This window comes from Serratia sp. CY33802, from assembly GCF_052169095.1.
Lineage (GTDB): Bacteria > Pseudomonadota > Gammaproteobacteria > Enterobacterales > Enterobacteriaceae > Serratia > Serratia bockelmannii.
The window spans coordinates 300,599-313,003 of sequence record NZ_JBJNLL010000004.1 but is presented as its reverse complement, the minus strand read 5'-3'; the positions used below and the strand labels follow the sequence as shown (position 1 = coordinate 313,003).

10 protein-coding genes are annotated in these 12,405 nt (G+C 59.5%); 2 read left to right on the top strand and 8 right to left on the bottom strand.

All coding sequences use genetic code 11. From position 1 onward, the window contains the following. Positions 1–197: 197 nt before the first annotated feature. The 5 genes from hemG to ACJ8HA_RS16230 form a co-directional block, all read right to left on the bottom strand. On the bottom strand, positions 198–731 hold the full coding sequence (gene hemG, locus ACJ8HA_RS16250) for a menaquinone-dependent protoporphyrinogen IX dehydrogenase (protein ID WP_197823282.1): 534 nt from the start codon (positions 729–731) through the stop codon (positions 198–200). Between the two features lie 21 nt (positions 732–752). Further along, positions 753–2,204 carry a Trk system potassium transporter TrkH gene (gene trkH, locus ACJ8HA_RS16245; RefSeq protein WP_025304932.1) on the bottom strand — a complete coding sequence of 484 codons (1,452 nt, stop codon included), beginning with the start codon at positions 2,202–2,204 and terminating at the stop codon, positions 753–755. Between the two features lie 35 nt (positions 2,205–2,239). After that, the gene (locus ACJ8HA_RS16240; RefSeq protein ID WP_016929437.1) at positions 2,240–2,854 is read right to left on the bottom strand and encodes an IMPACT family protein; all 615 of its coding nucleotides are present in this window, start codon (positions 2,852–2,854) and stop codon (positions 2,240–2,242) included. Then, entirely contained in the window at positions 2,854–4,185 is a 1,332-nt protein-coding gene (pepQ, locus tag ACJ8HA_RS16235; protein WP_043137478.1) for a Xaa-Pro dipeptidase, read from the bottom strand. Before pepQ ends, ACJ8HA_RS16240 begins: the two co-directional genes overlap by 1 nt. A gap of 112 nt (positions 4,186–4,297) precedes the next feature. Further along, the gene (locus tag ACJ8HA_RS16230; protein ID WP_089180507.1) at positions 4,298–5,437 is read right to left on the bottom strand and encodes an MFS transporter; all 1,140 of its coding nucleotides are present in this window, start codon (positions 5,435–5,437) and stop codon (positions 4,298–4,300) included. A 290-nt stretch (positions 5,438–5,727) separates the two neighbouring features. On the opposite strand from ACJ8HA_RS16230, the gene fadB reads away from it, so the two are divergent. After that, positions 5,728–7,917 (top strand): fatty acid oxidation complex subunit alpha FadB, encoded by a 2,190-nt coding sequence (gene fadB, locus ACJ8HA_RS16225; RefSeq protein ID WP_049203622.1) that lies wholly within the window; start codon positions 5,728–5,730, stop codon positions 7,915–7,917. Between the two features lie 10 nt (positions 7,918–7,927). Beyond that, the gene (fadA, locus tag ACJ8HA_RS16220) at positions 7,928–9,091 is read left to right on the top strand and encodes an acetyl-CoA C-acyltransferase FadA (RefSeq protein ID WP_025304928.1); all 1,164 of its coding nucleotides are present in this window, start codon (positions 7,928–7,930) and stop codon (positions 9,089–9,091) included. Positions 9,092–9,263: 172 nt separating this feature from the next. Here the strand turns inward: fadA and fre are convergent, their stop codons facing one another. From fre to pepE, 3 genes are all read right to left on the bottom strand, one after another. Then, positions 9,264–9,965: an NAD(P)H-flavin reductase gene (gene fre, locus ACJ8HA_RS16215; RefSeq protein ID WP_025304927.1), complete on the bottom strand. Its 702-nt coding sequence runs from the start codon at positions 9,963–9,965 to the stop codon at positions 9,264–9,266. 50 nt (positions 9,966–10,015) lie between these two features. Next, the gene (gene ubiD / locus ACJ8HA_RS16210) at positions 10,016–11,512 is read right to left on the bottom strand and encodes a 4-hydroxy-3-polyprenylbenzoate decarboxylase (RefSeq protein ID WP_025304926.1); all 1,497 of its coding nucleotides are present in this window, start codon (positions 11,510–11,512) and stop codon (positions 10,016–10,018) included. Between the two features lie 86 nt (positions 11,513–11,598). Continuing rightward, positions 11,599–12,324, bottom strand: a complete 726-nt coding sequence (pepE, locus tag ACJ8HA_RS16205; RefSeq protein ID WP_025304925.1) for a dipeptidase PepE — start codon at positions 12,322–12,324, stop codon at positions 11,599–11,601. Between the last annotated feature and the right edge of the window lie 81 nt (positions 12,325–12,405).

Sequence of the window (12,405 nt, the reverse complement as noted above, 5' to 3'; positions counted from 1 at the left end):
CGTATATTACGCTTTTCACCCGGAGAGTCAAGCGTTTATTTCGCTTTTCTCTCGCTGACCCGGCGGCTTGTCAGTCGTTGTTCCCGGTCAGTGGAGGCGCATTATAGGGAGTTCTCGGCAGGCCGCAACCCCTAAATGCAAAAAACTTTTCAAGCGCGGATTTTTTCGGCAAAACGCTGGCCAAACCCGCGTTTTTGTCACTTTTCGTACTGGATCTGGCTAAATTCCTGGGCAAAGCGGTCGACCTGTTGCCAATCTGTGTACTCCACTTCCTTACTGGTATCCGTTTCACCGCCCGTCATACGCATAATAAATTGAATCATGGTGCGATCGAACCAGCGATAGCGCGGATAACGCAATGCGCCGGCAAACACCGCGCACTGTTTTGGCTGCCACGGCGAAGCCAACAGGAACTTACGGGTATAGGCGTTGGTTTGTGGCGAACGCTTTTCCGGTTTGCGCGCGGTCAGGTTGACGGCAAAGAATGCGCTCGGCATCCGATTCAACTGCTCAGCATGACGCTTGACGAATTTATCCAGCGCCGGGTTAAAGTGCCCGTAACGGATAGAAGCGCCGATCATCACCTGCTGATACTGGTTAAGATCGACCTGTTCTGCCTGCAGCAGATCGATCACCTCACAACGCAGCGTGTCCTGCAACTTGCTTGCTATATAAGAAGCGATAGCACGTGTTTGCCCGTCACGGCTCGAATAAAGTATCAATGCCTTCATGGCCTACTCCTTATATCAGGCTTACTCACGCCAGAAGGTTGGCGTGAACAGCACCAGCAATGTAAACACTTCCAGGCGCCCGAACAGCATCGTCACCACCAGGACCCACTTGGCCGCCGCCGGCATCGTGGTGAAGTTATCCGCCACTACGCCCAGACCGGGGCCGAGGTTATTGAGCGTTGCCGTCACTGCGGCGAACGCGGAAAAGTCGTCAACGCCGGTGGCAATGATCGCCAGCATGCTGACGATAAACACCAGCGCATAAGCAGAGAAGAATCCCCACACCGCCTCCAGAATGCGTTCCGGCAGCGCACGGTTGCCCAATTTGATGGTATAGACCGCGTTGGGGTGCACCAGCCTTTTCAACTCGCGCGAACCTTGCAGGTACAGAAGCAGGATACGGATCACCTTCAGGCCGCCGCCGGTCGAGCCGGCACAACCGCCGATGAACGCCGAGCACAGCAACAACATCGGCAGGAACAGCGGCCACTTGGCGATGCTGTCGGTCGTGAAACCGGCCGTAGTCGCCATCGATACCACCTGGAAGAACGCCTGATTGAGCGTTTCCATACCGCTCTTATAGACGCCATGTCCCCAGAGCACCAACGTACACACCACCACCAGCGTCAACTGAACGAAGATAAACATGCGGAATTCAGGATCGCGCCCATACACCTTCAGGCTGCGGCCGCTCAGCAAAGCGAAGTGCAGGCCGTAGTTACAGCCGGAAATCAGCAGGAACACGGCGATGATGGTGTTGATGGTCGGGCTGGCGTAATAACCGATACTGGCGTCGTGGGTAGAAAAACCGCCGATGGCGATGGTCGAGAAACTGTGGCCGATGGCATCGAACACCGACATCCCAGCCCCCCAGAGCGCCAGCGCACAGGCGACGGTCAGCAACACATAGATTAGCCACAGGGTTTTGGCGGTTTCGGCGATGCGTGGACGCATCTTGTTATCTTTCAGCGGCCCGGGCATTTCCGCCCGATACAGCTGCATGCCGCCGACGCCGAGTATCGGCAGTATCGCCACCGCCAACACGATGATCCCCATGCCGCCCATCCATTGCAGCATTTGGCGATAGAAAAGAATAGCCTTCGGCAGCGAGTCCAACCCCACCAGCGTCGTCGCACCGGTGGTCGTCAATCCCGAGAAGGATTCAAAGAAGGCGTCGGTCAGCGACAAATTGGGCCGTTCCGAAAACAGGAACGGCAATGCCCCCACGCTACCCAGCACGGTCCAGAACAGCACGACGATCAGGAAGCCTTCACGCGGCTTCAGCTCGTGTTTTTGCTTGCGGTTCGGCCACCACAGCATCAGCCCGATGGTCAGCGCCACGAAGAACGTTTGGCTGAACGCGCGCCCCGCCCCATCGCGATAAATCAATGCCACCAGGCCGGGAATAAACATCGTCCCGGAGAACAGGATGACCAGCAGACCAACGATACGGGTTATGGCGCGAAAATGCATTTCAGCACGATCCTTAGCAATTCAATTGGGAGGAATTATTGCGAAATGGGGGTTAATTGCAAATTACCGCGACTGAGATCACGCAATTTATTCCCAAACAGCTCGACCTCGGTGGCCGGCAACGCCAGATGCAGCACGACGGCGGCACCGTATTCGCCCTGCAGGATCCGACCTGCGGTTTGCTGCAGTAAGTTCTCCACCAGCGCCAACTGCGCATAGTCGCACTGCAAGATATATTCGGCTTCCGGCACCTTTTCTACCAACACCAGCTGCTTCAACGCCTGTTGAACACCGTTGCCATAGGCTTTCACCAGCCCGCCGGTGCCCAACTTGACGCCGCCATAGTAACGAACGACCACGGCGGTCACTTCGCCGATACCGCTGCCCATCAGCTGCGCGAGGATCGGTTTGCCAGCGGTGCCCGACGGTTCTCCATCGTCGGAGAACCCCAGCTGCTGTGAGTCATCGGGGCTACCGGCGACGAAGGCCCAACAATGGTGCCGCGCCGCCGGGTGCTCATCCCGCACCTGCTGAATAAACGCCTTTGCCGCTTCTACCCCGCTGGTTGGCGCCAGCAGGGTGATAAAACGGCTCTTCTTTATTTCTTCGGTAAAGCGGGTTGCTTCCGCCGGTATCGGGTACGGCCGCATCAGGCCAGGTTCAGATCGCGCGTCATGTTCTCGATACGCTTTTCATGGATCACGATGTTGTCTTCGATGCGAATACCGCCATACGGTTTCAGCGCATCGATGCGATCCCAGGCGAAGTGCTGCTTGAACTCACCGCTGCGCCACGGCGCCAACAGAGATTCGATGAAGTACAGACCCGGCTCGATGGTCAACACCATGCCCGGCTGCAACACGCGGGTACAACGCAGGAACGGATACTTGGACGGCGCCGCCAGATGGGTGCCTTGCTCGTCCTGCATAAAGCCTGCGGCGTCGTGCACCTGCAGGCCCAGCGGATGGCCCAACCCGTGCGGCAGGAACGGCGTGGTGATGCCCGTTTCAACCATCGCCTCTTCGCTGAGGCCATTCACCAGTTTGTGATTCTTGAGCAACTTGGCGATGCGCTGGTGCATCTGCACATGGTAGTCGGTATAGCGCACGCCGGTTTTAATGGTGTCGATCAGCGCCAGCTGTTCACTATTGAGATCTTTCACCAGATGAGCGAACTCGCTGCCGCTTTGCGCCGCATAGGTACGCGTCAGATCGGCGGCGTAGCCGTTATATTCCGCCCCGGCGTCGATCAGAAAACTCAGGGACTCGGCCGGCGGCTGATGATCCAGCTTGGTGTAGTGCAGCACCGAAGCGTGCTCGTTCAACGCCACGATGTTGTCGTAAGGCACATCGGTATCGCGGTGGCCGGTCGCCGTCAGGTAGGCCAGATTGATGTCGAATTCGCTCATGCCGGAGAGGAAGGCCTCATGCGCGGCACGATGGCCGGTTACCGCCGTCTTCTGCGCTTCGCGCATGCAGGCCAGCTCATAGCCGGTTTTAATCGAACGGTGGAAATCCAGGTAGTTCAGCACCGCTTTCGGGTTGATGTTCTCAGAAGGGATGCCGAGATCGCGGGCGCGCTGTTGGGCATAACCGATATAGCCGACGCGCTCGCGCTGCGACGGAAGCTGCTGGGCGATGGCGTCGGCGTTGGCCAGCGGCATCAATTCAAGGGATTTGGTCCAGAAACTGTCCGGCAGCGGCTCTACGCTGTGCCAGTAGTCAACCGGGGAGTAGAACCACAGCTTCGGCTTGTTAACACCGTCGATCCACAACCAGCAGTTCGGCACCGACGTCACCGGCACCCAGGCTTTGAAATGCGCGTTCACTTTGAACGGATAGCTATGGTCGTCCAAAAATACCTTTTGCAGTTCCCCGGAGTGAATCAGCAGCGCATCCAACTTGTTGCGCTCCAGCACTTCGCGCGCGCGTTTTTGCAGCTCTGCTAGGTGGTCGTTATACAAAGAAGCCAGCGTTTCCATCACAGTACCCTTATGCCTTAGCACGAAAGAAGTCATCTTAACACAGCGCTCCGACGCTCCAACCTCATCGCGTTGGGCATGCGGAGCAGCTCGCAATTCCCTGCAAATGCCGTTACATCCGCAGCTTAACCATTAACCAGCCGCCCAAACCGAGCAGCGCTATCGCCAGCGCCCACAGGCCATGGTGTTCCAACAACACCGCACCGGCCGCGGCGACGCCCGCCAGACACTGCTGCAGAAAGCCGCACAGCGCCATCGCATAGGCACCGTACTCTTTGGCATCGCTGACCGCCATCGCCATGCTGTTGGGAAACAGCACCGCCTGGCCAAAAATGGTCAGGCAATATAGCGCAATGAACAGCGCCATACCGGAAAGGCCGGCCAGGACGCCGCTCCACCACAGCAGCAGGATCACCGCCGTCGCCAGCGCCACGATGCCGCTGCCGGCCTGCATCAGTTTTTTCCCGCCGAGACGCGCCACCGTACGGTTCACCGTCAGCGCCCCGCTGAAGTAGGCGACGCCGATCACCAGCCCCAGGGCGCCGAACGCCGTGACGTTGAGACCAAACCCCTGCTGCATGACGAACGGACTCACTTCCTGCAGTGTCACCGTGATGGCAAAACCCAGCCCACCGACGCAGGCCGGCCAAAAAAATCCCGGCCGCCGCAGGATGGCGAAGTAGGTGGCCGCCATCGCCGGACGTGGCCCACGAGCGCGCCCTGCCTCCAGCGGCAGCGTCGCCATCAGCGCCAGAATGGCCAAACCGGTGGCGCCCATCAAGACGAAGCCCATCTGCCAGTGTGAATATTGGCTGAGCAGGCCGCCGACGAACTGGCCGCCGCCCAGCGCGGTGATAAAAGCGATGGAGAGCACCGACAGCCGTCGCGCCAGCTCGTCACCGCTCCAGTTATCCCGCACGATGATACGCGCGATGATCGCCGCACCGCCGGCACCCACGCCCTGCAGCGCACGCAGCGTCAGCAATTGGGCGCCGTTGCTGCACAGCGCTAACAGCCCGCTGCAGCCAATGAAAAGAAACAAAGACAGCGTCAGGGGCGCGCGGCGGCCAAAGCGATCGGCGGCCGCGCCCCAAAACAGCACCGGCAAGGCGGCGCCGATGACGAAGATTGAAATGGACAGCTCGGTGGCACGCCGGCTCATCGCCAGCTCCCGCATCACCGTTGGCAGCGAAGGCAAATACACGGTCGTCGCCATTTGCGCCATAAACACCAACAGACACGCCAGCGCCATGGTTCTGGCGGGAATGCTCCACAAGCCGCTGCGTTTAACACAAGCCGTCTTAGTCATGCGTAACCTCGTCTGAATGTTCATTCGCTGCGAGCAAGTGTATGAGTGCCGACACACTCCAGCAAATGCCGATAGCACATAAAATATAACTTCGTTTCAAATCAAAAAACTAACTTGGCGACATGTGATCCGACCAGCAAATATGCAATCTCTCATTTGCATATTTTTAACATAAAAACCACACTCCTCTTCATCTGGTCATACCAGATCATACGCTGATTCAGGAGATAGACATGCTCTACCAAGGCGAAACATTACAACTGCACTGGCTCGATAACGGCATCGCCGAGCTGGTGTTCAACGCATCAGGCTCGGTCAACAAGCTGGACACCCGTACCGTCGCCAGCCTGGGTGAAGCGCTCACCGTGCTGGAAAACCAGCCTGAGCTCAAGGGGTTGCTGCTGCGCTCCTCCAAAGCCGCGTTTATCGTCGGCGCCGATATCACCGAATTCCTTTCTCTGTTCGCCGCACCGGCTGAAAAGCTGCACGAGTGGCTGGTATTCGCCAACAACGTCTTTAACCGGCTGGAAGATTTGCCGGTACCGACCATTTCGGCCATTAACGGCTATGCACTCGGCGGCGGTTGCGAATGCATTCTGGCGACCGATTTCCGCGTCGCCTCACCGGACGCGCGCATCGGCCTGCCGGAAACCAAATTGGGCATTATGCCGGGCTTCGGCGGTTCCGTCCGCCTGCCACGCCTGCTGGGTAACGACAGCGCGCTGGAAATCATCGCCGCCGGCAAAGACGTCAGCGCCAAAGACGCGTTGAAAGTCGGCCTGGTGGATGCGGTGGTAGCACCGGAAAAACTGGCCGAAGCGGCGCTGAAAATGCTGCAACAGGCGATCGACGGCAAGCTGGACTGGCGCGCCGCACGTCAACCTAAGCTGGAGCCGCTGAAGCTCAGCCCGATCGAAGCGGCAATGAGCTTCACCACCGCCAAAGGCATGGTGCTGCAGACCGCCGGTAAACATTACCCGGCACCGATGACCGCGGTGAAAACCATTGAAGCCGCCGCCAAGCTGGGCCGCGATGAGGCACTGAAACTGGAAACCGCCAGCTTCGTGCCGTTGGCACGATCCAACGAAGCGCGTGCGCTGGTCGGCATCTTCCTTAACGATCAGTTCGTGAAAGGCCAGGCGAAAAAGCTGGCCAAGAATGTGGACGCGCCGAAACAGGCGGCGGTGCTGGGCGCCGGCATCATGGGCGGTGGCATCGCCTACCAATCGGCGCTGAAAGGCGTGCCGGTGATCATGAAGGACATCAGCGACAAATCGCTGACGCTGGGCATGAACGAAGCGGCCAAGCTGCTCAATAAGCAGCTGGAACGCGGCAAACTGGATGGCCTGAAAATGGCGCAGGTGCTGTCGACCATTCAACCAACGTTGGACTACGCCGGCATCGAGCGCGCGCAGGTGATCGTCGAAGCGGTCGTGGAGAACCCGAAGGTCAAAGCCGCCGTACTGTCGGAAGTGGAAAACCTGATCGGCGAAGAGACCGTTCTGGCGTCGAACACCTCGACCATTCCGATTAATCACCTGGCAAAATCGTTGAAGCGCCCGCAAAACTTCTGCGGCATGCACTTCTTTAACCCGGTACACCGCATGCCGCTGGTTGAAATCATCCGCGGCGAACAAACCAGCGACGAGACCATTGCCAAAGTGGTGGCCTACGCCAGCCGCATGGGCAAAACGCCGATCGTGGTGAACGACTGCCCGGGCTTCTTCGTCAACCGCGTGCTGTTCCCGTATTTCGCCGGTTTCAGCCTGCTGCTGCGCGACGGAGCCGACTTCCGTCAGATCGATAAAGTGATGGAAAAACAGTTCGGTTGGCCGATGGGCCCGGCCTACCTGCTCGACGTGGTGGGCATCGACACCGCACACCACGCGCAAGCGGTAATGGCGGCCGGCTTCCCGGAGCGCATGAGCAAAGACTATCGCGATGCCATTGACGTGATGTTCGACAACCAGCGCTTCGGTCAGAAAAACCAGCTGGGCTTCTACCGCTACAGCCAGGACAACAAAGGTAAGCCGCGCAAGGACAACGACGAGCAGACCGATGCGCTGCTGGCCGAAGTGAGCCAACCGCGCCAGACCATCAGCGACGAAGAGATCGTTGCGCGCATGATGATCCCGATGATCAACGAAGTGGTGCGTTGCCTGGAAGAGAAGATCGTCGCCAGCCCGGCGGAAGCCGATATGGCACTGGTGTACGGCATCGGCTTCCCTCCGTTCCATGGCGGCGCATTCCGCTACCTGGATACGCTCGGCACCGCCAACTACGTTGAGCTGGCCCAGCGTTACGCACACCTCGGCGCCCTGTATCAGGTGCCGGCCGGTCTGCGCGCCAAGGCCGAGCGCAATGAAAGCTACTACCCGGTGGCGACACCGCTGTCCGACGTCGCTACCCGCCAACCGGCATGAGGTCATAAAGATGGAAAACGTAGTTATTGTTGATGCCGTACGCACGCCGATGGGCCGCTCCAAGGGCGGCGCCTTCCGCCAGGTGCGCGCCGAAGATCTCTCCGCTCACCTGATGCGTGAAGTGTTGAGCCGTAACCCGGCGCTGGACGCCGCCGAGATCGATGACATTTACTGGGGCTGCGTGCAGCAGACGCTGGAGCAAGGCTTCAACATCGCCCGCAACGCCGCACTGCTGGCCGAAATCCCGCACCGCGTGCCGGCGGTGACCGTCAACCGCCTGTGCGGCTCTTCGATGCAGGCATTGCACGACGCGGCGCGCGCCATCATGGTTGGCGACGCACACGTCAGCCTGATCGGCGGCGTGGAACACATGGGCCATGTGCCGATGAACCACGGCGTGGATTTCCATCCGGGGCTGAGCCGCAGCGTGGCAAAAGCCGCCGGGATGATGGGGCTGACCGCCGAAATGCTGGCCAAGATGCACAACATCAGCCGCCAGATGCAGGATGAGTTTGCTGCCCGCTCCCACCAGCGCGCACATGCAGCGACGCTGGCGGGTTACTTTAAAAACGAGATCATTCCGACCAACGGCCACGACGCCGACGGCGTGCTGACCCGTTACGATTTCGATGAAGTCATTCGCCCGGAAACCACCGTCGAAAGCCTGTCGGCCCTGCGTCCGGCGTTCGATCCGGTCAACGGCACCGTCACCGCTGGCAGTTCTTCCGCCCTGTCGGACGGCGCTTCCGCCATGCTGCTGATGAGCGAGTCGCGCGCCAAAGCGCTCGGTTTGAAGGCCCGCGCCCGCATTCGCTCGATGGCGGTCGTCGGCTGCGATCCTTCCATCATGGGCTACGGCCCGGTGCCGGCCAGCAAGCTGGCGCTGAAACGCGCCGGTCTGAGCGTGCAGGACATCGATCTGTTCGAACTGAACGAAGCGTTCGCCGCCCAGTCGCTGCCGTGCATCAAAGATCTGGGGCTGATGGACAGTATCGACGACAAGATCAACCTGAACGGCGGCGCCATCGCGCTCGGCCACCCGCTGGGCTGTTCAGGCTCCCGCATCTCGACCACCCTGTTGAACAACATGGAACGTCGCGACGCACAGTTCGGTCTGGCGACCATGTGCATCGGCCTAGGCCAGGGCATCGCCACCGTATTTGAACGCGTTTAGCTGTGTCTATCTTGGGATGACCGCGTCACCACTTCAAATCGCGGCATCCCGCCAAGTTTAGTTGCCGTTCTTCCCGCCTGTCAGGGGCGGGTTTTTTATGCCTGAAGTTTGCCGGCGCCCAAATAAAAACGGGGCGACCCTCGGCCACCCCGTTCACTGCGTATCGCCTCGGTCAGATAAACGAAAACGCGTCGCCAAACATATGCGCTTCCTGCGCGCCGCGTTCGGCGCAGAAACGCTCGCGGGCGATTTTCGCCATCTCGAAACGCCCGGCGATGTAGATGTCGTGCTCCGCCAGCGTACCGAAATCCTGCAGCACCGCGCTGAGCACGGTGCCGCTGCGGCCGCGCCATTCGGCTTCCGGCTGCTCGACCACCGGGATCACCTTCAGATTCGGATGCTGCAACGACAGCGCTTCCAGCTCGCTCAAATCGTACAGGTGCTTCAGCTCACGCCCGCCCCAGTAGATTGAAATGTCGCGATCGGGCTGCTGCTCCAGCGCGGTCAACAAGATTGAACGCGCGTAAGAGAAACCGGTGCCGCCGGCGATCAGCACCAGCGGACGGCTGCCCTCTTCCCGCAGCCAGGCGTCGCCATGCGGCACGTCAACGGTGATCGCCTGCTCTTTCAGGATGCGATCCATCACCGCCATGGCGTACAGATTCAGCTCCGAAGCACCGATATGCAGCTCGATGTACTCTTGCTGCGTCGGGGTTGATGCCAGCGAGAACGGGCGCTTGTCGCGCTCGTCCATCACCACCATCAGATATTGCCCTGCCTTGAAAGAAAACGGCTGCTCGGGCACCAGACGTACCCGATAAACCGTATCGGTAATGGCCTCTACCGAGGTCACTTTACAGCTCAATATTGTCATGCGTTCCCTCTGTCGGGTCATCAATGCAAAGCTGAGAACAGGGCCTGACGCTACAGCGTCGGTTCCCTGTCACTGAAGATTGCGAGCTCATCCCAGATTTCGTCGACGCGCGCACGTACCTTTTCATCCATCTGAATCGGACGGCCCCATTCGCGATCGGTTTCACCCGGCCATTTATTGGTGGCGTCCAGCCCCATCTTCGAACCCAGACCGGAAACCGGCGAGGCGAAGTCCAGATAGTCGATCGGCGTATTCTCCACCAGAACGGTATCCCTTGCCGGATCCATTCGTGTGGTGATCGCCCAAATTACGTCGTTCCAGTCGCGCGCATTGACGTCGTCATCGCAGACGATAACAAATTTGGTGTACATAAACTGCCGCAGGAACGACCAGACGCCCATCATCACGCGTTTCGCATGGCCGGCGTACTGTTTTTTCATGGTCACTACCGCCAGGCGGTACGAGCACCCTTCCGGCGGCAGATAGAAATCGACGATTTCCGGGAACTGTTTTTGCAGGATCGGCACGAACACTTCATTCAGCGCCACGCCCAGGATCGCCGGCTCATCCGGCGGGCGGCCGGTATAGGTCGAGTGGTAGATGGCGTTGCGGCGCTGGGTGATGTGGGTGACGGTGAACACCGGGAACTGGTCGATTTCATTGTAGTAACCGGTGTGGTCGCCGTAGGGGCCTTCCGGCGCCATTTCACCCGGCTCGATATAGCCTTCCAGCACGATTTCGGCGCTGGCTGGCACTTCCAGATCGTTGGAAAGACACTTGACCACTTCGGTTTTATTGCCGCGCAGCAGCCCGGCAAAGGCATATTCAGACAGGGTATCCGGCACCGGCGTGACCGCACCGAGGATAGTGGCGGGATCGGCGCCCAGCGCCACCGCAACCGGGAAACGCTCGCCGGGGTGCGCCTGGCACCACTCCTGATAATCCAGCGCGCCGCCGCGATGCGACAGCCAGCGCATGATCACTTTATTCTTGCCCAGCACCTGCTGACGATAGATGCCGAGGTTTTGCCGTTCCTTATGCGGGCCACGGGTCACCGTCAGCCCCCAGGTGATCAGCGGCGCGGCGTCTTCCGGCCAGCAGTGCATCACCGGAATACGGCCCAGATCGACATCCTCACCCTGCCATACCTGCTCCTGACAAGGCGCGGACCCCAGCACCTTGGTCGGCATGTTCAGCACTTGCTTGAACTTCGGCATTTTGTCGAACAGATCGCGGAAGCCTTTCGGTGGCTCCGGTTCTTTGAGAAACGCCAGCAGTTTGCCGACTTCGCGCAGCGCGCTGATGTCTTCCTGCCCCATGCCCATCGCCACGCGATTGGCGGTGCCGAACAGGTTGCACAGCACCGGCATGTCGTACCCTTTCGGGTTTTCAAACAGCAATGCCGGGCCGCCTGCCCGCAGGGTGCGATCGGCAATCTCCGTCATTTCCAGGTAAGGATCGATCGGCTGGCTGATGCGTTTTAGTTCCCCTCTCTTCTCCAGCAACGAGAGGAAATCGCGTAAGTCACGGTATTTCATGCTGATCATTATAACGGCCTGTGGGGAGGGCATTATAAGCCCTCTTCACGGTTGTTGCTGCAATTTTGTTAACGCCGCCCGCTGCCGGGTGGCTCTCAGCCGCAGTTGAACGGCACCAGCGCAGCCAGCGCGCGCGTATCCTGATATTCGCGCGTCTCCTCGCCATGGCGGAACACCTTGAAGCCCTGCCCATTAGCGCTGAAGTAACGCAGCGCATTGCCTTCAACATGCAGCAGGCTGCCTTCCCGCAGCGCCACCACCGATTCGCTCGGGTTGATCGCGCAGAACTCCGCCAGGCGCTCGTCACGGGTTTCGCCCATGTGGCCGCTGATGTGCGCGTCGATGTAATGCGGGTTGATCTGTACCGGGAACAGCCCCAGCGCCGACAGCACCACGCTGCAGCGCACCGGCATGTCATTGGTGGTGCGAATGCTCGGCGTGGCCACATTGCAACCGGCGCTCCAGCCGACGTAAGGCACTTCACGCTCGCGCACCGCGCGCTGGATAGGCACGATCAGGCCTTGCTCGTGCAGCATTTGGTTCAGCAACCAGGTATTGCCGCCGCTGACCAAAATGCATTCCGCCTGCGCGATCGCCGCCGCCGGTGAAGCGGCGTGGTGGATACTGGTGACTTCGATGCCCAGCGTTTGCGCCAGTTCCTGCGCACGCTGGTCGTAGTCGTAACGGATCAGGGCGTAAGGGATAAAGACGGCGGATTTGATGCCACGACGCGCAATCATCGCCAGCAGTTGGCTTTTAGCGTACCCCAGCAGCTCGGCTTCACCAGACAGCTTGCCGTTGCTCAACAGAAACAGCTCCATTTCTTTCTCCCTCGGTCGAAAACGATGAATAGCGTCACAGCCGGTAGCGCAACGCCTTGCCATACTGTGACGGTAACAAAT

Coding starts and splice junctions, on each gene's coding strand:
- hemG (WP_197823282.1), bottom strand. CDS start 731: ATGAAGGCATTGATACTTTATTCGAGCCGTGACGGGCAAACACGTGCT.
- trkH (WP_025304932.1), bottom strand. CDS start 2,204: ATGCATTTTCGCGCCATAACCCGTATCGTTGGTCTGCTGGTCATCCTG.
- ACJ8HA_RS16240 (WP_016929437.1), bottom strand. CDS start 2,854: ATGCGGCCGTACCCGATACCGGCGGAAGCAACCCGCTTTACCGAAGAA.
- pepQ (WP_043137478.1), bottom strand. CDS start 4,185: ATGGAAACGCTGGCTTCTTTGTATAACGACCACCTAGCAGAGCTGCAA.
- ACJ8HA_RS16230 (WP_089180507.1), bottom strand. CDS start 5,437: ATGGCGCTGGCGTGTCTGTTGGTGTTTATGGCGCAAATGGCGACGACC.
- fadB (WP_049203622.1), top strand. CDS start 5,728: ATGCTCTACCAAGGCGAAACATTACAACTGCACTGGCTCGATAACGGC.
- fadA (WP_025304928.1), top strand. CDS start 7,928: ATGGAAAACGTAGTTATTGTTGATGCCGTACGCACGCCGATGGGCCGC.
- fre (WP_025304927.1), bottom strand. CDS start 9,965: ATGACAATATTGAGCTGTAAAGTGACCTCGGTAGAGGCCATTACCGAT.
- ubiD (WP_025304926.1), bottom strand. CDS start 11,512: ATGATCAGCATGAAATACCGTGACTTACGCGATTTCCTCTCGTTGCTG.
- pepE (WP_025304925.1), bottom strand. CDS start 12,324: ATGGAGCTGTTTCTGTTGAGCAACGGCAAGCTGTCTGGTGAAGCCGAG.